Here is a 25,762-nt window from a genome sequence, read left to right as displayed (position 1 = left end):
ATGACCCTACTGCGCACCTTTTTAGCCACTGCCCTGCTGGGCCTGACCCTCTGTGTAGGCAACGTTTACGCCGCCGACCCGCCCAGCGCCGATGCCATCCAGCAAAGCCTGGACAAGCTGCCCGACCGCAAGCTGCCCGACGCCGACATGAAGGCGTTGCAGAGCATCCTGCAACAGACGTTGACGTACCTGGGCAACAAGCAGGATTACGAGCAGCGCCTGGTCGACCTCAAGCGTCAACTGGCAGAGGCCCCACGCCAGACCACCGACAACCAGCGTGAATTGGTGCGGCTCAAGGCGACTAAAATCGTCCCCGTGGCCCAACGCTATGCCACGCTGCCCGTGCCGCAACTTGAGCAATTGCTGGTGCAGCGCAGCACCCAGCAAGGCGACCTGCAAAAAGAGTTGGCCGAAGCCAACAGCTTGACCATCGCCGCCCAAACCCGTCCCGAGCGCGCCCAGACCGAAATCAGCAGCAGCCAGACGCGCATCCAGCAGATCAATTCGATCCTCAAGGCCGGTAAAGACAACGGCAAAACCCTCAGCGGCGACCAGCGCAACCAACTGAATGCCGAACTTGCGGCCCTTAATGCCCTGATCCCGCTGCGCCGCCAGGAACTGGCCGGCAACAGCCAACTGCAAGACCTGGGCAACAGCCAGCATGACTTGGTGGTGGAAAAGACCGCGCGCCTGGAGCAAGAGATTCAGGACCTGCAAACCCTGATCAACCAGAAACGCCTGGCCCAGTCCCAACAGACCGTGACCCAGCAGTCCATCGAAGCGCAAAAGGCCGGCGGCAGCAGCCTGCTCGCGACCGAAAGCGCGGCCAACCTCAAGCTTTCCGACTACCTGCTCAAAAGCACTGACCGCCTCAATGACCTGACCCAGAAAAACCTGCAGACCAAGCAGCAACTGGACACCGTCACCCAAAGCGACTCGGCCCTGGACGAACAGATCAACGTGCTCAAGGGCAGCCTGCTGCTCTCCAAGATCCTCTACAAACAAAAACAGGCGCTGCCGCGTCTGACCGTCGACCGCAACCTGGCGGACGACATCGCCAACATTCGCCTGTACCAGTTCGAGGTCAACCAGCAACGCGAACTGATCAGCACGCCCAGCACCTACGTGGATAACCTGCTGGCCAACCAGTCGCCGGATGACGTGACGCCACAATTGCGCCGCACCCTGTTGGAACTGGCGATCACTCGCAGCGACCTGCTCGAACGCCTGAGCCGTGAGCTGAGCGCGCTGCTGAACGAATCCATCACCCTGCAACTGAACCAGAAACAACTGCTCAGCACCGCCACCAACCTGCGCGCCACCCTCGACGAGCAAATGTTCTGGATCCCCAGCAACAAGCCGCTGGACACCGAGTGGCTGGAAACCGTGCCGGATCACCTGACCAAGCAAGTCACCACCCTGCCGTGGGCTTCGAGCGTCAGCGAACTGTATGACGGCCTGACCCAGCGCCCGCTGCTGTTCCTGCCGTTGCTGCTGTTGATTGGCGCACTGCTGTGGCGGCGTAAAGCCTTGTACGCGCGCCTGAAAAGGATCCACCTCGATATTGGCCACTTCAAGCGCGACAGCCAATGGCACACGCCGGTGGCCATCCTGGTGAATATCCTGCTGGCGCTGCCGGTGGCCCTGGCGCTGGCATTGTGCGGCTACGCGCTGCAAATCGACGCCCGTGGGCAAAACGCCAACTTGGGCGCGGCCTTGCTACTGATCGCCCAGGCGTGGCTGGTGTTCTACACCGCCTACCGGATTCTCGCGCCGGGTGGCGTGGCCGAACTGCATTTCCGCTGGGAAAGGCCCCAGGTCGAATTCCTCCAGGGCTGGATCCGCAAGCTCGGGCTGGTGGTGCTGGCCCTGGTCGCCGTAGTGGCCATTGCCGAACACCAGCCGGCCGCGCTGGCCGACGACGTGCTGGGCATCGCCGTGGTGCTGACCTGCTACGCGCTGATGGCCTGGCTGCTGAGCCGCCTGCTGCTGCACAGCCCGACCCACGAAAAAGCCTCATTGTTCCGCAAGGCCGTGGGCCTGGTGTTTACCGCCCTACCCGTCGCGCTGTTTATCGCCGTGTGCTTCGGCTACTACTACACCGCGCTCAAACTCAGCGACCGGCTGATCAACACCCTGTACCTGCTGATGTTCTGGCTGGTCATCGAGGCCACCTTTGTACGCGGCCTCGGCGTTGCTGCTCGGCGCCTGGCCTATGCCCGCGCCCTGGCCAAACGCCAGGCCGCCAAGGAAGCCGGCGATGGCGAAGCGGTGATCGAAGAACCGACCCTGGACATCGAACAGGTCAACGAACAGTCCATGCGCCTGATCCGCCTGGCCTTGCTCGGCGGCTTTATCGCCGCGCTGTACTGGGTGTGGAAAGACCTGATTACCGTGTTCTCCTACCTGGACAACGTGACCCTCTACGAATACACCAGCGGCACCGGCGCCAATATCAGCATGGTGCCGATCAGCATCGGCGACTTGCTCGGCGCCTCGATCATTGTTGGCATCACCTTCGCCCTGGCGCGCAACCTGCCCGGCCTGCTCGAAGTACTGGTGCTGTCCAAGCTGGACCTGGCCCAGGGCAGCGCCTATGCCACCACCACCTTGCTGTCCTATGTGATCGCCGGTGTCGGTTTCGTCTCCACCTTGTCCACCCTCGGCGTGAGCTGGGATAAGTTGCAATGGCTGGTGGCGGCACTGTCGGTGGGGTTGGGCTTCGGGATGCAGGAGATCTTCGCCAACTTTATCTCCGGCATCATGATCCTGTTCGAACGCCCGGTGCGCATCGGCGACACCATCACCATCGGCAACCTGTCGGGCACGGTGAGCAAGATCCGCATCCGCGCCACCACGATCACCGACTTTGACCGCAAGGACATCATTGTCCCGAACAAGACGTTTATCACCGGGCAACTGATCAACTGGTCGCTGACCGACACCATCACCCGCGTGACGCTGAAGCTGGGCGTGGACTACGGCTCTGATCTGGATCTGGTGAAGGAATTACTGCTCAAGGCCGCGCGCGAAAACCCGCGTGTGCTGAAGGAGCCGGAACCCCATGTGTACTTCCTCAACTTCGGCGAAAGCACCCTCGACCACGAACTGCGCATGCACGTGCGCGACCTGGGTGACCGCAACCCGGTGATCGACGAGGTGAACCGCTTTATCAACCGCGAGTTCAAGAACCACCACATCAACATCTCGTTCCGCCAGATGGAGGTCTACCTCAAGAACCTTCACGGCCAGGAATACAAACTGGTGGAAGTCGACACGCCGGCCAAACCCGCCAACGACGGCGGCGTGCAAGAGCCACCGCCGAGCAAACTCGACTAAACGCCCTATCCCCAGCAGAATGCTCGGACATTCTGCTGGAGATGGCCGGTGAAAGCCCTCGACGAACTGACCTTCGACAACCGCTTCGCACGCCTGGGCGACGCGTTCTCAACCCACGTACTGCCCGACCCCCTCGACGCGCCGCGCCTTGTGGTGGCGAGCAATGCCGCCATGGCCTTGCTCGACCTTGACCCGGCCGTGGCCGAAACGCCGGTATTTGCCGAGCTGTTTGGCGGGCACAAACTGTGGGCCGAAGCAGAACCGCGGGCGATGGTCTATTCCGGGCACCAGTTCGGCGGCTATACCCCGCAACTCGGCGATGGCCGGGGGTTGTTGCTGGGCGAGGTGTACAACCAGGCCGGCGAGCATTGGGACCTGCACCTCAAGGGCGCCGGGATGACGCCGTACTCACGCATGGGCGATGGGCGTGCAGTGTTGCGCTCTTCGATTCGTGAGTTTCTCGCCTCCGAAGCCCTGCATGCCTTGGGCATTCCCAGCAGCCGCGCCTTGTGCGTGATCGGCTCCGACACGCCGGTATGGCGTGAGAAACAGGAGCGTGGCGCCATGGTATTGCGCCTGGCTCACAGCCATATCCGCTTTGGGCATTTCGAGTATTTCTACTACACCAAAAAACCCGAACAGCAAGCTGAACTGGCCGAACACGTGCTTAACCTGCACTACCCTGAGTGCCGCGAACAGCCCGAGCCCTACCTGGCTATGTTCCGCGAAATCGTCGAGCGCAATGCCGAAATGATCGCCAAATGGCAGGCCTATGGCTTCTGCCACGGCGTGATGAACACCGACAACATGTCGATCCTGGGCATCACCTTCGACTTCGGGCCGTTTGCGTTTCTGGATGACTTTGACGCGCATTTCATCTGCAACCATTCGGACCATGAAGGGCGTTACTCCTTCAGCAATCAGGTGCCGATCGGGCAGTGGAACCTGAGCGCTCTGGCCCAGGCGCTCACGCCGTTTATCAGCGTGGATGCGTTGAAAGAAGCGCTGGGCCTGTACCTGCCGCTGTATCAAGCGCACTACCTGGACCTGATGCGCCGCCGCCTGGGGCTCACCACCGCCGAAGACGATGACCAGCCACTGGTGGAACGCTTGCTGAAACTGATGCAAAACAGTGGCGTGGACTACACGCTGTTCTTCCGGCGCCTGGGTGATGAGTCGGCCGCACTGGCCGTGGCGCGCTTGCGTGATGACTTTGTCGACCTGGCCGGCTTCGATGCCTGGGCTGATCAGTACAAGGCTCGCGTCGCACGGGATGGCGATTACAGCGAGGCACAGCGCCGTGAACGCATGCACGCGGTAAACCCGCTGTACATCCTGCGCAACTATCTGGCGCAGAACGCCATCGCGGCTGCCGAGTCAGGCGACTACAGCGAAGTGCGCCGGCTGCATGAAGCGCTTTCAAAACCCTTTGAAGAACAGCCTGGGATGGAGCAATACGCCCAGCGGCCACCGGACTGGGGCAAGCATTTGGAGATTAGTTGCTCGTCGTAAGATGATCGTTCCCACGCTCTGCGTGGGAATGCCGCCTGGGACGCTCCGCGTCCAGCCTTTTGCCCTGCGCACGGGTGACGGGATGCATTACCACGCGGAGCGTGGGAACGATCAGAGCGGCACTAAATAAAGGTTTCGACCGTTACGCCAAAACGTTCGGCCAACCAACGAATTTGCCGCAAGTTGAGCTTACGCTTACCGCTCAGAATTTCCGAAACAACCGACTGTGTGCCTACACCTGGCAGGTCACTCTGGTTCAAACCGTGCTCGCGCATCATTGCGCGCAGCACGTCGGCACCACTGGCAACGGGCATTGGCCGGTGCTCATGATCGTAGGCTTCAATCCAATCACTGAGAATATCCACCAGGCTCATCAGCGGATTTGACTCGTCCTCCCCGATCAGATCCAGCAGTTCGTCGAGAGCAGTCACCAGCACGTCGTAATCCGCCTCGTTTTTAGGCTTGCGCAGTAAAGGTGAAACAAATTGCCAATGTTCAGCAGCGAGCCGAATGAGTGCGCTCATCTGATTTTCTCCTTCCAGTTGTCCCGTTCATAGTCGCGGTGATCTAACAGATACTTGATGTAAATTCGTTGCTTTTGGTACCGCACGAAAGCGATTAGCCTCAGCTTGTTTCCCCCAATGTCGAACACATGGAGCTGCCCAACTTTATCCGTTGCGGGAAAAATGCCTTTCATAGAAGCGAAGTCAGCCGGGCTGTTGCGCTTTATCCGGCGATACCACTCATCTAAAGCACTTGCTGAACGCGGCCACTTTTCCTTTGCTTCCCAAATCCTTTTTTCACTGATCACTCGCATGCAACATCCTTATCGCATCTTGCTATGAAGGTTAAACCCGATTCCCGACTATCGCAATTTGCGATAACCGCAAACAGACAGATGGCGCAAAACAGAACACGCTCGAACAGCCTAGATACTGGGCCTCGCATCGACACGGGCAAACTGTGAGCGGATGCGTCATTGCCTGTGCATCTTGATAAACTCCGGACCTGGCTCCAAATACAGTCTATTGGCCGTACCTAAGGAGCCCACCATGTCCGAACCTCTTGTAATCCCATGCCCGCACTGCAACGGCCTCAACCGCATCCCTGGCGAACGCCTGGGTGATGCGCCTAAATGCGGGCGCTGCAAGCAGCCTGTGTTGCAGAACAAACCTTTTGAATTGAAACAAGGCGACTACGCCAGCCAGATCAAGGGCGACCTGCCGTTGCTGGTGGATGTGTGGGCCGAGTGGTGCGGGCCGTGCAAGTCGTTTGCGCCGGTGTTCGAGCAGGCGGCTGGGCAGTTGGAGGGTAAATGCCGGTTGGCCAAGCTTGATAGTGAGGCGAATCAGCAGCTGTCCGCGCAGTTGGGGATTCGCTCGATTCCGAGTTTGATTCTGTTCAAGAACGGCCGCGAAGTGGCGCGCCAGAGTGGCGCGTTTCCGTTGCCGCAGTTGATGAGCTGGTTGCGTAGCCAAGGGGTGTAAACCAGCCCTTCAATCAACGGGGGTCAACTGTGGGAGCTGGCTTGCCTGCGATGGCATCACCTTGGTCTGACTGATAGACCGAGTTGTCTGCATCGCAGGCAAGCCAGCTCCCACATTTTGACCGTGTTTTAAGCTCGGGCTACGGGGGCTTCGCGGTCCATCATCTGGCCTACGAGTTGTACGCCGAGTTCGCTTAATTGATGGATGGCCAGGGCCACGTCGCGGTGCTCGCCGGTGAGGTCGTTGGACAGTTTGAGTAACAGCGTACGGACGGAAGAGAAGGTTTCGTAGCTGTTGAGTACGAGGGCTTCGGTAGGGAGGTTGGGTGCAACGGTATAAAGGTTAACCATGGATCGTCTCCGAGCAGGAGCCGCAACCAGCCGCTACTAAACGGAGGGTGGCAGCTGTACGCAGGTTAGTAGACCGGGGAGACTCACCGGCGCGCTCGAAAGCGCCCTCCGTACAGCCACCATCAAATACAGGACAGTCCTGATCAATGATTTGCTGTACGTCTCACCACGGGCTACTAAACCCGATCACTGAACATTCAGTGACCCGAGAACCTTAGAGACGCCCATCCAGACGCACAAGCCGGGCGATTCTGGCTTAGCTGTAGGCAACGATACAACCCACACCCCCATTTGCCAGAACCTTCCTACAGCCTCCGTAGGAACAATCCAAATCCCCTGCTGAAACACAAAAACAAATGTGGGAGCTGGCTTGCCTGCGATGGCATCACCTCGGTCTAACTGATAGACCGAGTTGTCTGCATCGCAGGCAAGCCAGCTCCCACAGGGGATTTGTGTTGCTATAGGGATCAGGCATTTTCCAGCAAGTTATGCAGCTCCACAAACTGCAACGTCAGCTTGTGCCGAGGGTCCAGGTGGATCAGCGGCTTGCTCTCCTGGTGCGACTCGCGCATGCGCACCGAGCTGGCCAGGTACACCGGCAGTACCGGCAAACCTTCGGCAATCAACTCATCGAGCATCTGCTGCGGCAGGCTCGCACGGGCCTGGAACTGGTTGACCACAATGCCCTCCACTTCGAGGCCTTCATTGTGGTCTTCCTTCAACTCTTCGATTTCACGCAACAGCCCATACAGCGCCTGGCGCGAGAAGCTGTCGCAATCAAACGGGATAAGCACGCGATCAGCGGCAATCAACGCCGAAACCGCATAAAAATTCAGCGCTGGCGGTGTATCCAGGTAAATTCGGTCGTAATCTTCGCTCAACTCATCCAGCAGCTTTCGCAGCTTGTTGATCTTGTGCTTGGCCTCAAGCTTGGGCTGCAGGTCCGCAAGCTCGGCGGTCGCGGTGATCACGTGCAGGTTATCAAACGGCGTTTCGTAGATATCCACCTGGTTTTTCTTCGAAAACGGCCCGGAAGACAGGGTTTGCTTGAAGAAGTCGGCGATGCCCATCGGGATATCGTCGCCGGTCAACCCTGTGAGGTACTGGGTTGAGTTGGCCTGTGCATCGAGGTCCACCAACAGGGTTCGATAGCCTTCACTGGCGCTCACCGCCGCCAGGTTGCAGGCAATGCTGGACTTGCCAACGCCGCCTTTTTGATTGAACACCACACGCCGCATGGAAAAAACCTCCGTGTATCAATGAATGTCCGAGTGTAGAGGGCAAAAGCGCCTGTTAGCTACCTCGTTCATCCATGCACTGGCGCATCACCCTTCGCACAAAAGGAAGAGTCCTACAATCCACGCACGGCACAGGTAAAGGACAATCTGTAAATCTTTTCCGGCAAATTGTATTCATCCGCGAACAATTCTTTACCAAAGTTTGCTAGAACCCCACGGCACCGGGATAATGCGCGCCATTCGGCCATGGTTCCCTGTCCCGGTATTCGGGGCCAACGGCTGCACATGGAAGCCCGCAGGGGCGGGATAACTTCTCAGTGATCACTTTCAATATCGACCAATGGCGCGCCTGGGCTCCGGGCCTGGAGACTGCGCACGACTGGCGTGCCTGGTGCCAGGCTCCGGTGGTAGTGCCACCCAGCGATGCGTCGCCCGATGTGTCCTTCCTGCCCGCCATGCAGCGCCGCCGCCTGAGCCGGCTGGCGCGCATGGCGTTCAGCGTGGGCTGGCCGTTGGCCGAGGGCCGGCAAGACCTGCCGCTGGTGTTTATTTCCCGGCACGGCGAAACCCCGCGCACCCTCGACATCCTCAGCGACCTGGCCAACGACGAGCCGCTGTCGCCCACCCAGTTCAGCCTGTCGGTGCATAACGCGGTGATTGGCCTGTGGTCGATCCTGCGCAATGAAACCTGCGAAATGACCGCCCTCGCCGCCGCCGGCGACGGCCTGGAACACGGCATGCTCGAAGCCGCCGCGCTGCTCAACGAAGGCGCCCCGGCGGTATTGCTGGTGATCACCGAAGAACAACCGCCTGCGGCTTACGCCGACTGGATCCATGATGTGCCCTTCCCCTACGCCCTCGGCCTGCTGCTGACCCCGGGCGACGAGTGGCAACTGGAACTAAACAGCGGCGCTGTCCAACTCAGTCAAACTCAGTGGCCCCACGCCCTGAACCTGCTGTGCACCCTGCTCACCGAGCAGGCCACCTGCCAACATGCCTGGAAGAACCGTGTATGGAACTGGCAACGCAAGCCCTGACCGACAAGCCACGGGACGCCTACTACTGGCGCCTGTTCGCCACCGCCGCAAGCTTCTTCTGCTTCGGCGTCGGCGGGCTGTGCCTGCGCTTGCTGGTGTTCCCGCTGCTCAGTTGCCTGCCAGGCAGCGCGGCCAAACACCAGCGCCGCGCCCGCCACACCATCAGCAAGCTGTTCTGGCTGTTTATTCGCCTGATGCAACGCGCTGGAGTGTTGACCTACAGCGTTGAAGGCGCAGAAAAACTCGGGCGCCCAGGCCAAATGATCGTCGCCAACCACCCGTCGCTGATCGACGTGGTGTTTTTGATCGGCCTGATGCGCCAGACCAACTGCGTGGTCAAGCAGAGCCTGTTCCAGAACCCGTTTACCCGTGGGCCGGTGCGCGACGCCGGTTACATCAGCAATGACGGCAGTGCCGATATGCTCGATGCCGCGGCCGATGCGCTGCGCGAAGGCCAGACGCTGATCATCTTTCCCGAGGGCACGCGCACCACACCCGGCGCACCACCGGCCTTTCATCGCGGTGGCGCCGCCATTGCCCTGCGTGGTGCGACAATCATCACCCCGGTGGTGATCAAGGTCAGCCCCACCACCCTGACCAAGGCCGAACCCTGGTATCGCATCCCCAAGCGCCGTTTTCACTTCAGTTTGCGCGTGGGTGCCGATATAGACCCACAGACGTTTGCCACATTGGGGCCCGCGCCCCAGGCTTCACGCACGCTCAACGATTACCTGCATCACTATTTCATTAAGGAGCTCGCCGAAGATGAGCGACCAACACCGCCTTGAGCACGACATAAAGGTGCTGATCATCGAGGCCCTCGGCCTGGAAGACATCAGCCCCGACGACATTGGCAGCGACCAGACCCTGTTCGGCGAAGGCCTGGGCCTGGATTCGGTGGACGCCCTGGAGTTGGGCCTGGCGATCCAGAAAAAATACGGCATCAAGATCGATGCCGACGCCAAAGACACGCGCAATCATTTCACCAACGTGGCCAGCCTTGCGGCATTCGTCACGGCCAGACAGGCAGCTTGAGACCGGACCATGCAAACTCGTGACGATATTTTCAACACCCTGCGCGATGCCTTGGTGGAACTGTTTGAACTGCCGCCTGAGCGCGTCACCCTCGACGCCAACCTGTACCAGGACCTGGAAATCGACAGCATCGATGCCGTCGACCTGATCGACCATATCAAGCGCCAGACCGGCAAGAAGATCGCCGCTGAAGAATTCAAGGCGGTGCGCACCGTCAACGACGTGGTTGAGGCGGTGTACCGTCTGGTCCAGCCTGCCGCATGAGCCGACTGATCGGCCTTGGCCTGTTGCTGGCGGGGCTGCTGTACCCTTTTGCGGTGTATTACGGCACCGAACACTTTGCGCCGTGGCAATTTGGCCTGCTGCTGGGCAGCCTGTGGTTGCTGCGCGCACTGACCGGCGCACGGCGCCCCGGCAGCCGCTGGATGGCGGTGGCGGTGATCGTGTTTTGCCTGCTGTTGGCCTGGTTCGACAACCCGCAGTTGCTGCGCTGGTACCCGAGCCTGGTCAGCGCGTTCATGTTGGCGCTGTTCGGCTTGAGCCTCAAATACGGGCCGCCGATGGTCGAGCGCCTGGCGCGCATGACCGACCCGCAGCTGCCGCCCAACGCAATTGTGTACACGCGCCAGGTCACCGTGGTGTGGAGCGTGTTTTTTCTGTGTAATGGCCTGCTCGCCGCCGCCCTCACGCTGTGGGCGCCGCTGAGCTGGTGGACGTTGTACAACGGCCTCATTGCCTACGGGCTGATGGGGCTGCTGTTTGCCGTGGAATGGCTGGTACGACAAAGGGTTCGGGGCCGCGTATGAATGGGTTGAAACTTGAGCACGTGCTGCTTGAGGCGCTGGAACAACGTTCGGTCACCACCGAACCTGCGATGAATCACGTGCAACTTTGCGAGCAGGCCCTGAGCCTGGCGGCGGGCCTGCAGGCGCGCGGCATCCGGCGCTTGGCGGTGCACCTGGAAGACGCCGGTGTGCTGGCGATTGCCCTGCTGGGCGCCTGGCGGGCCGGGGTCAGCGTACTGCTGCCCGCCGACTTGCAGCCGCAGACCCGTCAACGCTGGGACGACAGCGTAGACGCCTGGCTGGTTGAGGCCACCGATCTGGACGCGTTGTATCAAGCGCCGTTGAGCCCTGCCGCGCTCGACCTCGACGCCTGCCAATTGAGCCTGTGCACCTCCGGCTCCAGCGGCGAACCCAAGCGCATCGACAAGGCCCTGCGCCAACTGGCCAACGAAGTGGCGGCGCTGGAAGCACTGTGGGGTGCAGACCTCAAAGACGCCTGCATCATCGGCAGTGTGGCCACCCAGCATATCTATGGTTTGCTGTTTCGCGTGTTGTGGCCGCTGTGCGCCGGTCGCACCTTTGTGCGCAAGCAACTGGCCTTCCCTGAAGACATGCAGCGCGCCAGCCGCGAGCATGCACAATTTGCCTGGGTCGCCAGCCCCGCGCTGCTCAAGCGCATGGGCGACAACCTCGACTGGCCCGCACTGAGCCAAGTGTCGCGAGTGTTCTCCTCCGGCGGCGCGCTGCCGGTGGACGCCGCCGGCAGCCTGTACGACCGCTTGCAGCAATGGCCGACGGAAATCCTCGGCAGCTCGGAAACCGGCGGCATCGCCTGGCGCCAGGGCGCACAGCCATGGCAGCCATTTGCCGATGTCGTGCTGAGCCAGGATGCCGACGGCGCCCTGCGCATTGCCTCGCCGTACCTGCCGGCCGGGCATATCGAACAAACCGCCGACGCGGCGCGCATTCATTGCGATGGCCGCTTCGAGCTGCTCGGGCGCCTGGACCGCATCGTCAAGCTGGAAGAAAAACGTATCTCCCTGCCCATGCTCGAACAGGCATTGCTGACCCACGCCTGGGTCGCTGAAACCCGTCTGGGCGTGGTGCAGGAAAACCGCGCCTCACTCGGCGCACTGGTGGTGTTGAGCACCGAGGGCCTGCATGCGCTGCGCAACCAGGGCCGCCGCACCGTCACCCAAACCCTGCGCGAACATTTGAGCCAGCATTGCGAAGCCCTGGCCCTGCCCCGTCGCTGGCGCTTGCTGCGCCAGCTGCCGCTGAACAGCCAGGGCAAACTGCCCCAGGCCGACGTCGAGGCGTTGCTGCTGGCACCACGGCCAAAGGCGCCGGAAGTGCTGGAGCAAGTCGAAGCCAACGGCGAGTGGACTGTGCAACTGAGCATCCCGCCGGACCTGGCCTACTTCAGCGGCCATTTCCCGGTCACGCCGGTGCTGCCGGGCGTGGTGCAGGTGGAATGGGCCTTCAACCTGGGCCAGCAACTGCTGGATTTGCCGACGACCTTTGCCGGGATGGAAGTACTCAAGTTCCAGCAACTGGTGCGCCCTGGTGATCAGGTTGAACTGCACCTGCGCTTCGACCCGGAGCGCGGCAAGCTGTACTTCGCGTACCGCAACGGCGATGCGGCGTGCTCCAGTGGCCGGATTCAATTGGTGGCTGCGCATGCATAGTCCCAATGAGCGCTGCGCGCTCAATCGCGGGCAAGCCTGCTCCCACATTTTGACATGTGAGCACATTCAAAGGTGGGAGCTGGCTTGCCTGCGATGCAGGCAACTCGGTCTCTCAGGAGACCCCGCCCATGCATAACCCCTGCGCCCTCATCCCGGTCTACAACCACGAAACCGCCGTACCCGCCGTGGTGCACAGCCTGTTGAACAGCGGCCTGCCGTGCCTGCTGGTCGATGATGGCAGCAGCCCGGCGTGCGCGGCGGTATTGGCGCACCTGGCAACGCTCGATCACGTCATCTTGCTGACCCTGCCAAACAACCAAGGCAAAGGCGGCGCGGTCATGGCCGGTTTTCGCGAAGCCGCGCGCCTGGGCTTTACCCACGCCCTGCAGGTAGACGCCGACGGCCAGCACGACCTGCGTGAAGTCGACAGTTTCCTCGACGCCTCGCGCACGCACCCAAACGCGGTGATCTGCGGCTACCCCGAATACGACGACAGCGTGCCCAAAGGCCGCCTCTACGCGCGTTACCTGACCCACGTGTGGGTGTGGATCAACACCCTGTCACTGCAGATTCGCGACTCGATGTGCGGTTTTCGCGTGTACCCGCTGGCGCCCACCCTGGCGTTGATGAATTCGGCGTACATCGGCACGCGCATGGATTTCGACTCAGACATCCTGGTGCGCCTGGCCTGGCGCAACCAGCCGATGCGCTGGCTGCCGACCCAGGTGCATTACCCCACCGACGGCGTGTCACACTTCCGCCTGTTCCGCGACAACGTGCGCATCAGTGCCATGCACACCCGGCTGTTCTTCGGCATGCTGGTGCGCGCGCCGATGATTGTGTGGCGACGGTGGCAGGCATGAGTGACAGCACCAAACACTGGGCCGACCGTGAAGAACGCGGCAGCTTCTGGCTGATGAAACTCACCGCGTTCGCGGCCAAAGTGCTGGGCCGTCGCCTGTTGAGCCCGGTGCTGTACGGTATTGTGTTGTACTTTTTCCTGTTCGGCCGCACAGCGCGGCAAAGCGCCTGGGAATACCAGCAGCGCCTGGCCGACTGGAGCGGGCGCGACGCGTTGCGGCCCAGCCATAAAAGCGTGTTCGCGCAGTTCATGGCCTTCGCTGACTCCCTGCTCGACAAGCTCGACGTGTGGAACGGCAAGCTGCGCATCGAACAGATCGAAATCAACGACCCGGCGCAATTGCGCGGGCAACTGCGCGGCGAGCGCGGCCAGATGCTGGTGGGCGCGCACTTGGGCAACCTTGAGGTGTGCCGCGCACTCGCAGAGATTGGCGAGCAAGTCACCATGAACGTGCTGGTGCACACCAAGCACGCCGAACAATTCAACCGCCTGCTGGGCGAGGCCGGGGCCACGCATTTGCGCCTGATTCAGGTCAGCGAGCTGGACCCGGCGACCATGCTGCTGCTCAGCCAGCGCCTGGACGAGGGCGAGTGGCTGGCGATTGCCGGTGACCGCGTGCCGCTGCACGGCGGGCGCAAGGTGCGCGTGGATTTCCTTGGGCATGCCGCCGCCTTCCCTCAAGGCCCGTGGCTGCTGGCCGGCCTGCTCAAATGCCCGGTCAACCTGCTGATGTGCCTCAAGCACAATGGCCGCTATCGCCTGACCATCGAGCCGTTCGCCGCCTTGATCGAATGGAAGCGCAGCACCCGCGAGCAGGTCATTGCCCTGTGGACCGCCCGCTACGCCGCACGCCTGGGCCAGTTTTGCCTGGAGGCGCCCCAACAATGGTTCAACTTTTACCCTTTCTGGAAGACCGATGACCCCGCATCTTGAACCGGTAATTTTTGGCGAACGCCACCTGCCAATCGAAGACGTGCTGGCCCTGGCCAACCGCCAGGCGCCCACGCAACTGCAGGCTGACGCCGCTTATCGCCAGCGCATCGCCAAGGGCGCGCAGTTCCTCGACTCGCTGCTGGACAAGGAAGGCGTGATCTACGGCGTGACCACCGGCTACGGCGACTCCTGCGTGGTGGCGGTGCCGTTGCAGCACGTCGAAGCGTTGCCGCGCCACCTCTACACCTTCCACGGTTGCGGCCTGGGCAAGTTGCTCGACGCCCAAGCCACCCGCGCTGTGCTCGCCGCACGCTTGCAGTCGCTGTGCCATGGCGTATCCGGTGTGCGTGTGGAGTTGCTGGAGCGCCTGCATGCCTTCCTCGAACACGACGTGCTGCCGCTGATCCCGGAAGAAGGTTCGGTGGGCGCCAGCGGCGATCTGACGCCGCTGTCCTATGTGGCTGCGACCCTGTCCGGTGAGCGCGAAGTGCTGTTCCGTGGCGAACGTCGCCAGGCTGCCGATGTGCACCGTGAACTCGGCTGGGAACCGCTGGTGCTGCGCCCCAAGGAAGCCCTGGCCTTGATGAACGGCACCGCCGTGATGACCGGCCTTGCCTGCCTGGCCTTCGCCCGTGCCGACTACCTGCTGCAACTGGCCACGCGCATCACCGCGTTGAACGTGGTGGCGCTGCAAGGCAACCCGGAACACTTCGACGAGCGCCTGTTCGCCGCCAAGCAGCATCCGGGGCAGATGCAAGTGGCTGCGTGGCTGCGCAAGGACCTGGCGATCGATGCGCCGACCGCGCCGCTGCACCGCTTGCAGGATCGCTATTCGCTGCGCTGCGCACCGCATGTGCTGGGCGTGTTGGCCGACAGCTTGAACTGGCTGCGCTCATTTATCGAAATCGAACTGAACAGCGCCAACGACAACCCGATCATCGACGCCGAAGCAGAACGCGTGCTGCACGGCGGGCACTTCTACGGCGGGCATATCGCTTTTGCCATGGACAGCCTCAAGACCCTGGTGGCCAACGTCGCCGACCTGCTCGACCGCCAGCTCGCGCTGCTGGTAGACGTGCGTTACAACCATGGCCTGCCGAGCAACCTGTCCGGCGCGCCGGCAGACCGCGCGATGATCAACCACGGCTTCAAGGCCGTGCAGATCGGCACCAGCGCCTGGACCGCCGAAGCGTTGAAAAACACCATGCCGGCCAGCGTGTTCTCGCGCTCCACCGAGTGCCACAACCAGGACAAGGTGAGCATGGGCACCATCGCCGCCCGCGACGCAATCCGCGTGCTGGAGCTGACCGAACAAGTCGCCGCCGCCACGTTGCTCGCCGCCAACCAGGGCGTGTGGCTGCGCGCCCAGGCTGAAGACGCACGCCCACTGCCACCGGCCTTGGCGGCCATGCATATCGAGCTGGCCAAAGACTTCCCGCCGGTGATCGAAGACCGCGCCCTGGAAGGCGAACTGCGCCTGTGCCTCAAACGTATCGCCGAGCAACACTGGAGGCTGCATGCGTAGCCAGGGCGTTTTGCATTGCGACACGCAAATACTCGTGCCGTTTTTTGATGTCGACACCATGAACGTGGTGTGGCACGGGCATTACGTGAAGTACCTGGAAGTGGCGCGCTGCGCGTTGCTGGACAAGCTCGGCCACAACTACACGGCGATGCTCGAATCCGGCTACGCCTGGCCGGTGATCGACATGCAGCTGCGCTATGTGCGCGGCGCGGTGTTCGGCCAGACCCTCAACGTGCGCGCCAGTTTGGTGGAATGGGAGAACCGTTTGAAGGTGAATTACCTGATTACCGACCTCGCCAGCGGCGAACGCCTGACCCGCGCCAGCACCGTGCAAGTGGCGGTAGAAATCGCCAGCCGCGAGATGCAACTGGCCTCCCCAGCAGTCTTCACCAACGCCGTAGAGAGAGCCCTGAAATGAGATCCCCTGTGGGAGCGGGCTTGCCCGCGAAGGTCGTCAACGATAACGCGCTTCGCCTGATACTGCGCGGCGCCCTCAGGTTCATCGCGGGCAAGCCCGCTCCCACATTGATCGGGTTGCTACTGAGTTTCAGTGCTCACGCTTTCGACTTGCAGCAGCTCAGCGACCAACTGGCCAAACCCGCCGTCATCCACGGCAACTTCACCCAGGAAAAACACCTGCGCGCCCTGCCCCAGCCCTTGGTCAGCAAAGGCACGTTCGTACTCGCCAAAGACCACGGCCTGCTGTGGCTGCTCAAAACCCCGCTGCAACAGGACTACCGCATCAGCGCCCAAGGCATCGCTCGGCGTGACGCCAACGGCTGGCAATTGCTGCCGAACAAGAGCGCCGGTGCCGAGCAGAATCGCCTGTTCCTTGCCGTACTCCAAGGCGACAGCAGTGGCTTACAGCGCGATTTCGAGCTGCAGCTGCAAGGCGAAGCCCAACAGTGGAAGCTGACGCTGGTCCCACGTTCGCTGCTGCTCAAGCAGGTATTCACCCAGATCAATATCGACGGCGGCGAGCTGGTGCAAACAATCGAACTGCTCGAAACCCAGGGCGACAGCACCGTGCTGCGCATGCAGGACAGCACTGCCGGCCAACCGTTGAGCGAATCGGAGCAACACGACTTTGCCCAGTGAGCGCTGGCTGCCACGCCTGTTCCTGATCCTGCTGGTGGCGGTGTTGGCGCTGGCCGGCTGGCAGTGGCGCCATGGCGCGCCATTGTCGGCCAACCTGATGGAACTGGTGCCGGGCAGCACGCCGGATGCGCTGGAACTCAAGGCCGAACAGCGTATGCAGGAACCGCTGAACCGCGAAATGCTGGTGTTGGTGGGGCATGCCGATCGGCAAAAAGCCGTAGCAGTGGCGCAGCAAATGGGCGAACGCTGGCAGGCCAGCGGCCTGTTTGAAAAAGTGCAGTGGAACCTGCAAGCCGACTTGCCCGCCCTGCGTGAACAATTGCTGCGCGGTCGGCTGGCAATGCTCTCAGCCAAGGACCGCGAACAACTGATCGAGCACCCAGACGCGTTCATTCAGCAGCGCGTGCAAGCGCTGTTCGACCCGTTTACCGGGTTCAGCCTGGTGCCGAGCCAGGACGACTGGCTGGGCCTTACCGGGCGCATCCAGAACAGCCAGCCGCAGCACGGTTCGGTGCAGCTGGATATCGGCAGCGGCGCCCTGATTGCCGATGCCGACGGCAAAAGCTGGGTGCTGCTGCGTGCGCGCACCACCGGCAATGCCTTTGACATGAAACTGCCGCTGCAAGTGGCGGATCTGCTCCAGGCCGGTCGCGAACAGGCCCGCGAGCAAGGCGCGCAATTACTCGCTGCCAGCGGCCTGCTTTACGCCGCCAACGGGCAGCAACAAGCCACGCGGGAAATCACCTGGGTGGGTGGCGGCGCCACGCTGGGCATCCTGTTGTTGCTGTTGCTGGCGTTTCGGCGCTGGCGCGTGCTGCTGGCGTTTGTGCCGGTGCTGGTGGGCATGCTGTTCGGCGCGGTGGCCTGTGTGGCGCTGTTCGGCCATATGCATGTGATGACCCTGGTGCTGGGCTCCAGCCTGATCGGCGTGGCGGTGGATTACCCGCTGCATTACCTGTCCAAAAGCTGGAGCCTGCAACCCTGGCGCAGCTGGCCGGCATTGCGCCTGACCTTGCCGGGGCTGAGCCTGAGCCTGGCGACCAGTTGCATCGGCTACCTGGCGCTGGCCTGGACGCCGTTCCCGGCGCTGACGCAAATCGCGGTGTTCTCCGCCGCCGGCCTGGTCGGTGCTTACCTGTCGGCCGTGTGCCTGCTGCCCGCGCTGCTCAAGGGCGTGGAACTGCGCCCGGCGCAATGGCCGCTGCGCATCGCCGAATGCCTGTGGCTATTGCGCGCCGCGTTGCTCAAGCGCGTGCCAAGCCCGGTGTTGCTGGCGCTGCTGCTGTTGTTTTGCGCAGGCGGCCTGTGGCACTTGAACAGTAAAAACGATATCCGCCAGTGGATCGGCGCCCCGCCGCAATTGCTGCAAGAGGCGCAGGCCGTGGCGCGTATCACCGGGTTCCAGCCCACCAGCCAGTTTTTCCTGGTGCGCGCCGACAACCAGCAGCAGTTGCTGGAACGCCAGGCCGCCCTGGGCGAACGCCTGGATCAGTTGGTGAACATGGGCAAGCTGCAAGGCTACCTGGCGCTCAACCAACTGGTGAGCCTGCCGGCTGAGCAGCAACAACTGCGTGATGCGCTGAACAACCTCGCACAGCACTGGCAGCCGCTGCTGGACTTGGGCGTGCCGGCCAGCGCGCTGCAAGCCGAAGTCACGCAACTGCAAGCGCTGCCCACCGAAGACATCGATGCCGCACTGATCGGCCCATTGGCTGAGCCATGGCGCACCTTGTGGCTGGGGCCGGTGGACGGCGGGGTGGCGGCGATGGTCAGCCTGCAAGGCCTGAACAACCCGGCGCTGTTGCGCGTGCAAGCGCTGGATTTACCCGGCGTGCAGCTGGTCGACCGGCTGGGTGACTTGAACCGGGTGTTTGCCGACACGCAGATCAGCGCCGCTGAATTGAAGTTGATGTCGTGTGTGCTGATCGTGCTGTTATTGATCATGCCGTTCGGCTTTGGCGGTGCGTTGCGCATCGTCGCCCTGCCGTTGCTCGCGGCCTTGTGCAGCCTCGCGAGCCTCGGTTGGCTGGGCCAGCCGCTGACCTTGTTCAGTCTGTTCGGCCTGCTGTTGGTCACCGCCATCAGCGTCGACTATGCGATCTTGATGCGCGAGCAGATCGGCGGCGCGGCCGTGAGTCTTTTAGGTACGCTGCTGGCGGCGCTGACGACCTGGTTGTCGTTTGGCCTGCTGGCGGTGTCGAGTACACCCGCAGTGAGCAATTTCGGCCTGTCGGTCAGCCTCGGCCTGGCGTTCAGCTTTATGCTGGCGCCTTGGGCCGGGCATCAGAAGCACGCCTTATGAATGTGTTAATCGCCAAAGTGGCAAGGAGCCCTCGTGCCCACAGTTGAAATGGAACGTCGCCAGGTGGTGGTGATCGGTGCCGGGCCATCCGGCGCCATCGCCGCCGCGCTGTTAAAGCGCAACGGGCATGATGTATTGATTATCGAGCGCGAGCATTTCCCGCGTTTCTCGATTGGCGAAAGCCTGCTGTCGCACTGCATCGACTTTATCGAAGAGGCCGGCATGCTCGACGCCGTGCAGGCTGCGGGTTTCCAGGTAAAAACCGGCGCGGCGTTCGCCTGGGGCGAGCGCTACAGTGCGTTTGATTTCGGTGACACCTTCAGCAACGGCAAGCCCACCACCTTCCAGGTGCAGCGCGGCGAGTTCGACAAGTTGCTGGCTGATCAAGCGGCGCTGCAAGGCGTAGAGATTCGCTATGGCGAAAGCATCGTCGGTGTGGATTTCGCCGGTGAAAGCCGCTACCTGCACGTGCGTCGCCAGAATGGCAGCGAGTATCACCTCAAGGCCAAGTTCGTGCTCGATGCCAGCGGCTACGGCCGCGTGCTGTCGCGCCTGCTGGACCTGGAAGCACCGTCGAATTTCCCGGTGCGCCAGGCGGTGTTTACCCACGTTGAAGATCACATCACACACCCAGGTTTTGATCGCAGCAAAATCCTCGTCACCACTCACCCGACCCAACGCGATATCTGGTTCTGGACCATCCCGTTCAGCCATGGCCGCTGCTCGGTAGGCGTGGTGGCGGCAAAAGAACATTTCGACGGCCGCGACAGCGACCTCGACGCCTGCCTGCGCGGTTTCATCGCTGAGACGCCAAGCCTGGCGGGCGTGCTGCAAAACGCCGTGTGGGATACGCCCGCGCGTACCCTCGCCGGCTATTCGGCCAACGTCAAAACCCTGCACGGTCCGGGCTTTGCGCTGCTGGGCAATGCGGCGGAATTTCTCGACCCGGTGTTCTCTTCCGGCGTGACCATCGCCATGCGTTCGGCGAGCATGGCCGCAGCGCTGTTACATCGCCAACTCAAGGGCGAAACCGTCGACTGGCAAACCGAGTTCGCCGAGCCGCTCAAACGCGGGGTCGACACCTTCCGTTGCTATGTCGAAGGCTGGTATGCAGGCACCTTCCAGGACGTGATTTTTCACCCAGGCAGCTCGCCGGAGATTCGCCGGATGATCAGTTCGATCCTCGCCGGTTACGCCTGGGATGAGCGCAACCCGTTTGTCAGCGAGCCCAAACGGCGGCTGCGGATGTTGTCGGAAATTTGTGCGGGTGAGCCAGTATGAGTAGCCAATACCTGAGTAAAAACTACGTCGAAGAAACCAAATTCGGCTTCTGGTTCCTGCGCAGCCACACTTGGCAGCACCATGTATTGCGCGTGGCGATCAACGACCTGCGCGGCCTGTTCACCGACCCGCTGCCCGTGGCGCCGGTGCTGCTGGACGCCGGTTGCGGCCAGGGCAAATCGTTCCAGTATTTGCAGCAGGTGTTCGCGCCACAGCGCCTGATCGGCCTGGATGCCGACCCGCACAGCCTGGAGCTGAGCCAGGCAGAAGCCAAGCGCCAAGGCTTGGCCATCGAGCTGATCGGCAGCGACTGCGCCACACTGCAGGTGCCGGACGCAAGCGTCGACATCGTGTTCTGCCACCAGACCTTTCACCATCTGGTGGAACAGCATCGCGCCTTGAAAGAGTTCTATCGCGTACTCAAGCCGGGCGGCTATCTGCTGTTTGCCGAATCCACCGAAGCCTATATCGACACTTGGGTGATTCGCTGGCTGTTCCGCCACCCGATGCATGTGCAGAAAAGCGCTGAAGAATACCTGGAGATGCTGTGCGAGCAGGGTTTTGAGTTCGGCCCGCAGAACGTTTCGTACCCGTATTTGTGGTGGAGCCGCTCCAGCGATTTCGGCCTGCTGGAGCGCTGGGGCCTGCGCAGCCCACCGCCGGTTGGCCAGCGCGAAGAAACCCTGGTCAACTGCGTGGCGCGCAAACCTTTAGCGAGCGCCGAAACATGATTCGTATGCTGTTGATGGGTTGCCTGTTGCTGTTGAGCGCCTGCGTCAGCCAGCCGCCACTGCCCGAAAAAACCCCGGCCCTGGCCTTGCCCATGCAATTGCACGTGCAGCGCCGCGCCGACGGTCAAACCCAGGATTGGCTGCTGGTGATCCAGCGCGAAGGCACGGCCATTCGTTGGTCGATGATGGACCCGTTGGGCATTCCCCAGGCCCGGCAAAAGCTGATCAATGGCCAGTGGCAAGCCGACGGCTTGCTGCCGCCCAATCCGCAGGCGCGTGAGCTGTTTGCGGCGCTGTTGTTTGCGCTGACCTCGGCCGATGACGTGCCCACGCTGTACCCGCGTGCCCAGGCCATGGACCTGACGCGCACGCTGCCAGGGCATTGGCAGATTGTCTATCAGTCCTCCGAGGTGTTCAGCGTGAACATGGCCGACCAGCCGTTGAGCTACCGCATCACCCCACTGGGGGCGGCGCGATGACGGCTTACCTGAATGCCCTGGGCGTGATCTGCGCCCTGGGGCGGGGCCAGGCTGAGGTCAGCCGCAACCTGTTTGCCGGCGATTGCTCCGGCATGCGCGCCGAAAGCGGTTGGGTGCCAGAGCGCGTGCTGCCGGTAGGCGGTGTACGCAGTGAGCTGGTGGCAATCCCGGCTGAGCTACGCCCGCAGAGCAGCCGCAATAACCAATTGCTGCTGGAAGCGGCCGTGCAGATTGAAAGCGAGCTGCGCCGGGCGATCCACACCTACGGCGCCTCGCGGGTCGGCATTGTGCTGGGCACCAGCACCTCGGGCATCGATGAAGCCAGTCGCGGCATCGCGCATTACCTGCGTGGGCAGCAGTTTCCGGGCGACTATGACTACCAGCAACAGGAACTCAGCGCACCGGCGAATTTTCTCGCCGACTGGTTGCAGGTCAGCGGCCCGGCCTATGTGATTTCTACTGCTTGCACTTCCAGCGCCCGTGCGTTGATGAGCGCCCAGCGCCTGCTCGACCTGGGTGTGTGTGATGCAGTGATCTGCGGTGGCGTCGACAGCCTGTGCAAGCTGACGCTGAACGGCTTTACCGCGCTGGAAGCGGTCTCCAGCGAGCGTTGCAATCCGTTTTCGGTGAACCGCAACGGCATCAATATCGGCGAAGCGGCGGTGCTGTTTCTGATGACCAAAACACCTGCGCCGATTGCCTTGCTCGGCAGCGGCGCCAGTTGTGATGCGCACCATATCTCCGCGCCAGAGCCCACCGGCAAAGGTGCGTTGCAGTCAATGCGCAAGGCCTTGGCCAGTGCCAAACTTGAACCGGAACACATCGGTTACCTGAACCTGCACGGCACCGCGACCCAACACAACGACGCCATGGAAAGCCTGGCCGTCGCCAGCCTGTTTCCTCAAGGCGTAGCCTGTTCGTCGACCAAGCCCATGAGCGGCCACACCCTCGGTGCCGCAGGCGCGCTGGAAGCGGCGTTCTGCTGGTTGAGCCTGATCCATGACCGTGTACCGCCGCATGTGTGGGACGGCCAAGCCGACCCGGCGCTGCCCGCGTTGCAGTGGGCACAGACCGGCGACACCTTGAAAAAACGCTGCCTGATGAGCAACTCGTTTGCCTTCGGCGGCAATAACGTCAGCCTGATAATCGCGGAGGCCCCATGATCGATTGGCCACTCGCCGAGCTGCTGCCCCACGCGGGCGACATGATCCTGATCGACCAGGTGCTGTCGTTCGATGAAGAGCAGGTTCACACCCGCGCCACCGTCAAGCCCGGCGGCCTGTTCAACCGGCCGGACGGCAGCCTGCCCGCCTGGGTCGGCATCGAGCTGATGGCGCAGAGCGTCGCCGCCTATGCCGGCTGCCGCGCGCGCCGGAACGGCGAGGCAGTGGAACTGGGTTTCCTGCTCGGCACGCGCAAATTCGAATGCAACGTGGAACACTTCCCGGCCGGCGCCGAGCTGCGCATCCACGGCCTGCGCTCGCTGGAAGACGACAACGGCATGGGTGTGTTCGAATGCCACCTGACCGGTGACGGTATCCAGGCCAGCGCACGTTTGAACGTATTTCGACCGCCCCAGGCGGCCAATTATTTAGATGAATCGAAGGACGCAACGCCATGACTGAATCCGTACTGGTCACCGGCTCCAGCCGTGGCATCGGCCGCGCCATTGCCCTGCGCCTGGCCCAGGCCGGGCATGACATCGTGCTGCATTGCCGCAGTGGCCGCGCTGAAGCGGACGCGGTAAAAGTCGAGGTCGAGGCATTGGGCCGCAAGGCGCGGGTGCTGCAATTCGATGTGGCGGATCGCGCCAGCTGCAAGAAGATCCTTGAGGCCGACGTGGAGCAATATGGCGCCTATTACGGCGTGGTGCTCAACGCCGGCCTGACCCGCGACGGCGCTTTCCCGGCCCTCTCGGAAGACGATTGGGATGTGGTGATGCGCACCAACCTGGATGGTTTCTACAACGTGCTGCACCCGGTGATGATGCCGATGATTCGTCGTCGCGCGGCCGGACGCATTGTGTGCATCACCTCGGTTTCCGGCTTGATCGGCAACCGTGGCCAGGTCAACTACAGTGCCTCCAAAGCCGGGTTGATCGGCGCAGCCAAGGCGCTGGCGATTGAACTGGGCAAGCGCAAGATCACCGTCAACTGCGTGGCCCCAGGCTTGATCGACACGGCGATGCTGGATGAAAACGTGCCGGTCGAAGAACTGATGAAGATGATCCCGGCGCAGCGCATGGGCACCCCGGAAGAGGTCGCCGGCGCGGTGAACTTCCTGATGTCGGCCGAGGCCGGCTATATCACGCGCCAAGTGCTGGCCGTGAATGGGGGCTTGTGCTGATGAAGCGCGTCGTCGTCACCGGCATGGCCGGCATGACCTCCCTGGGCAGCGATTGGGATACCATCGCCGCCAACTTTCGCGCCAACCGCAGCGGCATCCGGCGCATGGATGAGTGGGACCGTTTTACTGAATTGAACACGCGTCTGGCCGGGCCGATCGACGATTTCGTCGTGCCTGCGCACTGGACGCGCAAGCAACTGCGCAGCATGGGCCGCGTCTCACGCCTGGCGGTATGGGCGGCGGAACAGGCGTTGCAGGATGCCGGGTTGCTCGGCGATGAATCGATCAAGGACGGGCGCATGGGCGTGGCCTGTGGCTCATCTACCGGCAGCACCGATGAGATCAAGGCGTTCGGCAATATGCTGCTGAACTCGGTGGCCGAGGGGCTGAATGCCAACTCCTATGTGCGCATGATGCCGCACACCACGGCGGCAAATATCAGCATCTTCTTTGGCCTCACCGGGCGGCTGATCCCCACCTCCAGCGCCTGCACCAGCGGCAGCCAGGGCATTGGTTACGCCTACGAGGCGATCAAGTTCGGCCGCTTGCCGTTGATGCTTGCCGGCGGCGCCGAAGAGCTGTGCCCCACCGAAGCCATGGTGTTCGACGCGCTGTACGCCACCAGCCTGAAAAACGACGCGCCACAGACCAGCCCACGCCCTTACGACAGCGGCCGCGACGGCCTGGTGATCGGCGAAGGCGGCGGCATGCTGGTGCTCGAAGAACTGGAACACGCCCTGGCACGCGGTGCGCATATCCACGCCGAACTGGTGGGTTTTGGCAGCAACGCCGACGGCCAGCACACCACGCGCCCGGAGCAGAAAACCATGCGCCGCGCCATGGAGCTGGCACTGGAAGATGCCGGGCTTGAGCCATCCGCCATCGGCTACGTCAACGGCCACGGCACCGCCACCGACCAGGGCGACATCGCCGAAACGCTGGCCACCAGCAGCCTGTTCGGCAGCCGCATGCCGATCAGTTCGCAGAAGAGCTTTCTGGGCCACACCTTGGGCGCGTGCGGCGCGCTGGAGTCGTGGTTCAGCATCGAAATGATGAACCGCGACCAGTACGTACACACCTTCAATCTGGATGCTGTCGACCCGCAATGCGGCGACCTGGATTACCTGCAAGGCGGGTTTCGCGAGATGCACAACGACTATGTGATGAACAACAATTTTGCCTTCGGCGGCGTCAACACTTCGCTGATCTTTCGCCGCTGGTCCTGATTTTTTAATTGATTGGAGAAAACGGAATGTCTTCCTTGCTACGCGCCACCCTGATCACTCTGGCCCTGCTGACCACCGCCGGTTGCACCAGCAAACCCGTGCTTAACACGCAGCACGATTTGCCGGCCACGGCCCAGCTCAGCGAAGAGAAAATCAAACAGGTGATCGTCGCGGCCCTGCAAAAACGCGAGTGGACCGTGCAACGACTGAGCCCGCAACTGGTGCAGGCCGAAATCACCGTGCGTAACCAATTCCACGCCGAAATCGATATCCGCTACACCCGCAACAGCTACGCCATCACTTACCGCGACAGCCGCGACCTGGGCTACAAGGACGGCAAGATCCATCGCAACTACAATCGCTGGGTGAGCATGCTGGATCGCGACATCATGGCGGGCTTGCAGAGTGCGGGCATGAATGGCGTGGAGGCGTTGAAACAGAACTGAGGCTTTGTGTTCTGCAGAAACGACAAAGGGCGCCTTTCGGCGCCCTCTTCACAAACAGGTTG

The 25,762-nt window shown here is 62.1% G+C and carries 27 protein-coding genes; 23 read left to right on the top strand and 4 right to left on the bottom strand.

All coding sequences use genetic code 11. The features are described from left to right. Both mscK and selO read left to right on the top strand, forming a co-directional pair. Positions 1–3,339 carry a mechanosensitive channel MscK gene (gene mscK / locus AOA59_RS13560; protein WP_099487836.1) on the top strand — a complete coding sequence of 1,113 codons (3,339 nt, stop codon included), beginning with the start codon at positions 1–3 and terminating at the stop codon, positions 3,337–3,339. Between the two features lie 48 nt (positions 3,340–3,387). Then, positions 3,388–4,851, top strand: a complete 1,464-nt coding sequence (gene selO, locus AOA59_RS13555; protein WP_099487834.1) for a protein adenylyltransferase SelO — start codon at positions 3,388–3,390, stop codon at positions 4,849–4,851. 122 nt (positions 4,852–4,973) lie between these two features. Here selO and AOA59_RS13550 read toward each other — a convergent pair whose 3' ends face one another. Then, positions 4,974–5,375 (bottom strand): type II toxin-antitoxin system HigA family antitoxin, encoded by a 402-nt coding sequence (locus AOA59_RS13550; protein WP_099487833.1) that lies wholly within the window; start codon positions 5,373–5,375, stop codon positions 4,974–4,976. Then, the gene (locus tag AOA59_RS13545; protein ID WP_058422389.1) at positions 5,372–5,668 is read right to left on the bottom strand and encodes a type II toxin-antitoxin system HigB family toxin; all 297 of its coding nucleotides are present in this window, start codon (positions 5,666–5,668) and stop codon (positions 5,372–5,374) included. The genes AOA59_RS13550 and AOA59_RS13545 overlap by 4 nt, the downstream gene beginning before the upstream one ends. 235 nt (positions 5,669–5,903) lie before the next feature. Here AOA59_RS13545 and trxC point away from each other — a divergent pair, with 235 nt between their 5' ends. Beyond that, a complete protein-coding gene (trxC, locus tag AOA59_RS13540) occupies positions 5,904–6,338 on the top strand; it encodes a thioredoxin TrxC (protein ID WP_099487831.1) in 435 nt (144 codons plus the stop codon). Between the two features lie 128 nt (positions 6,339–6,466). On the opposite strand, the gene AOA59_RS13535 is transcribed toward trxC, so the two are convergent. Together AOA59_RS13535 and AOA59_RS13530 are read right to left on the bottom strand one after the other, a co-directional pair. Further along, positions 6,467–6,688, bottom strand: coding sequence for a DUF6124 family protein (locus AOA59_RS13535; RefSeq protein ID WP_099487829.1), 222 nt, complete (start codon positions 6,686–6,688; stop codon positions 6,467–6,469). 467 nt (positions 6,689–7,155) lie between these two features. Next, a complete protein-coding gene (locus AOA59_RS13530; protein WP_017138539.1) occupies positions 7,156–7,926 on the bottom strand; it encodes a ParA family protein in 771 nt (256 codons plus the stop codon). Positions 7,927–8,243: 317 nt separating this feature from the next. On the opposite strand from AOA59_RS13530, the gene AOA59_RS13525 reads away from it, so the two are divergent. From AOA59_RS13525 to AOA59_RS13430, 20 genes are all read left to right on the top strand, one after another. Then, positions 8,244–8,963 carry a beta-ketoacyl synthase chain length factor gene (locus tag AOA59_RS13525; protein WP_099487827.1) on the top strand — a complete coding sequence of 240 codons (720 nt, stop codon included), beginning with the start codon at positions 8,244–8,246 and terminating at the stop codon, positions 8,961–8,963. Beyond that, positions 8,939–9,751, top strand: a complete 813-nt coding sequence (locus AOA59_RS13520; RefSeq protein ID WP_099487825.1) for a 1-acyl-sn-glycerol-3-phosphate acyltransferase — start codon at positions 8,939–8,941, stop codon at positions 9,749–9,751. Before AOA59_RS13525 ends, AOA59_RS13520 begins: the two co-directional genes overlap by 25 nt. Next, on the top strand, positions 9,729–9,998 hold the full coding sequence (locus tag AOA59_RS13515) for a phosphopantetheine-binding protein (RefSeq protein ID WP_099487823.1): 270 nt from the start codon (positions 9,729–9,731) through the stop codon (positions 9,996–9,998). Before AOA59_RS13520 ends, AOA59_RS13515 begins: the two co-directional genes overlap by 23 nt. A 9-nt stretch (positions 9,999–10,007) precedes the next feature. Beyond that, the gene (locus AOA59_RS13510) at positions 10,008–10,262 is read left to right on the top strand and encodes an acyl carrier protein (protein WP_003187949.1); all 255 of its coding nucleotides are present in this window, start codon (positions 10,008–10,010) and stop codon (positions 10,260–10,262) included. Further along, positions 10,259–10,804, top strand: coding sequence for a hypothetical protein (locus tag AOA59_RS13505; protein WP_065930736.1), 546 nt, complete (start codon positions 10,259–10,261; stop codon positions 10,802–10,804). The genes AOA59_RS13510 and AOA59_RS13505 overlap by 4 nt, the downstream gene beginning before the upstream one ends. Further along, positions 10,801–12,471: an acyl-CoA synthetase family protein gene (locus AOA59_RS13500; RefSeq protein ID WP_099487822.1), complete on the top strand. Its 1,671-nt coding sequence runs from the start codon at positions 10,801–10,803 to the stop codon at positions 12,469–12,471. The genes AOA59_RS13505 and AOA59_RS13500 overlap by 4 nt, the downstream gene beginning before the upstream one ends. A 128-nt stretch (positions 12,472–12,599) precedes the next feature. Further along, entirely contained in the window at positions 12,600–13,334 is a 735-nt protein-coding gene (locus AOA59_RS13495) for a glycosyltransferase family 2 protein (RefSeq protein ID WP_099487820.1), read from the top strand. Next, positions 13,331–14,266 (top strand): glycosyl transferase, encoded by a 936-nt coding sequence (locus tag AOA59_RS13490; RefSeq protein ID WP_069786804.1) that lies wholly within the window; start codon positions 13,331–13,333, stop codon positions 14,264–14,266. The genes AOA59_RS13495 and AOA59_RS13490 overlap by 4 nt, the downstream gene beginning before the upstream one ends. Next, positions 14,250–15,791, top strand: coding sequence for a histidine ammonia-lyase (gene hutH, locus AOA59_RS13485; protein ID WP_099487819.1), 1,542 nt, complete (start codon positions 14,250–14,252; stop codon positions 15,789–15,791). The genes AOA59_RS13490 and hutH overlap by 17 nt, the downstream gene beginning before the upstream one ends. Next, the gene (locus AOA59_RS13480) at positions 15,784–16,209 is read left to right on the top strand and encodes a thioesterase family protein (protein ID WP_099487817.1); all 426 of its coding nucleotides are present in this window, start codon (positions 15,784–15,786) and stop codon (positions 16,207–16,209) included. The genes hutH and AOA59_RS13480 overlap by 8 nt, the downstream gene beginning before the upstream one ends. Beyond that, complete coding sequence (locus AOA59_RS13475) at positions 16,206–16,889, top strand: outer membrane lipoprotein carrier protein LolA (protein WP_099487815.1); 684 nt, start codon at positions 16,206–16,208, stop codon at positions 16,887–16,889. Before AOA59_RS13480 ends, AOA59_RS13475 begins: the two co-directional genes overlap by 4 nt. Then, positions 16,879–19,191: an MMPL family transporter gene (locus AOA59_RS13470; RefSeq protein ID WP_099487814.1), complete on the top strand. Its 2,313-nt coding sequence runs from the start codon at positions 16,879–16,881 to the stop codon at positions 19,189–19,191. Before AOA59_RS13475 ends, AOA59_RS13470 begins: the two co-directional genes overlap by 11 nt. A gap of 33 nt (positions 19,192–19,224) precedes the next feature. Beyond that, positions 19,225–20,472: an NAD(P)/FAD-dependent oxidoreductase gene (locus tag AOA59_RS13465; protein WP_099487812.1), complete on the top strand. Its 1,248-nt coding sequence runs from the start codon at positions 19,225–19,227 to the stop codon at positions 20,470–20,472. Further along, on the top strand, positions 20,469–21,203 hold the full coding sequence (locus tag AOA59_RS13460) for a class I SAM-dependent methyltransferase (protein ID WP_099487810.1): 735 nt from the start codon (positions 20,469–20,471) through the stop codon (positions 21,201–21,203). Before AOA59_RS13465 ends, AOA59_RS13460 begins: the two co-directional genes overlap by 4 nt. Further along, complete coding sequence (locus AOA59_RS13455; RefSeq protein ID WP_065930746.1) at positions 21,200–21,682, top strand: hypothetical protein; 483 nt, start codon at positions 21,200–21,202, stop codon at positions 21,680–21,682. Before AOA59_RS13460 ends, AOA59_RS13455 begins: the two co-directional genes overlap by 4 nt. After that, positions 21,679–22,845, top strand: coding sequence for a beta-ketoacyl-[acyl-carrier-protein] synthase family protein (locus tag AOA59_RS13450; RefSeq protein ID WP_099487808.1), 1,167 nt, complete (start codon positions 21,679–21,681; stop codon positions 22,843–22,845). Before AOA59_RS13455 ends, AOA59_RS13450 begins: the two co-directional genes overlap by 4 nt. Further along, positions 22,842–23,303 (top strand): hotdog family protein, encoded by a 462-nt coding sequence (locus tag AOA59_RS13445; protein ID WP_099487806.1) that lies wholly within the window; start codon positions 22,842–22,844, stop codon positions 23,301–23,303. The genes AOA59_RS13450 and AOA59_RS13445 overlap by 4 nt, the downstream gene beginning before the upstream one ends. Beyond that, positions 23,300–24,028: a 3-oxoacyl-ACP reductase FabG gene (gene fabG / locus AOA59_RS13440; RefSeq protein ID WP_099487804.1), complete on the top strand. Its 729-nt coding sequence runs from the start codon at positions 23,300–23,302 to the stop codon at positions 24,026–24,028. Before AOA59_RS13445 ends, fabG begins: the two co-directional genes overlap by 4 nt. Continuing rightward, positions 24,028–25,254 (top strand): beta-ketoacyl-ACP synthase, encoded by a 1,227-nt coding sequence (locus AOA59_RS13435; protein WP_069786827.1) that lies wholly within the window; start codon positions 24,028–24,030, stop codon positions 25,252–25,254. The genes fabG and AOA59_RS13435 overlap by 1 nt, the downstream gene beginning before the upstream one ends. A gap of 26 nt (positions 25,255–25,280) precedes the next feature. Continuing rightward, complete coding sequence (locus AOA59_RS13430) at positions 25,281–25,700, top strand: hypothetical protein (RefSeq protein WP_099487802.1); 420 nt, start codon at positions 25,281–25,283, stop codon at positions 25,698–25,700. Positions 25,701–25,762 lie beyond the last annotated feature (62 nt).

Source organism: Pseudomonas sp. 2822-15, from assembly GCF_002742515.1.
Lineage (GTDB): Bacteria > Pseudomonadota > Gammaproteobacteria > Pseudomonadales > Pseudomonadaceae > Aquipseudomonas > Aquipseudomonas salomonii.
This window is presented reverse-complemented; position numbering and strand designations above follow the sequence as displayed.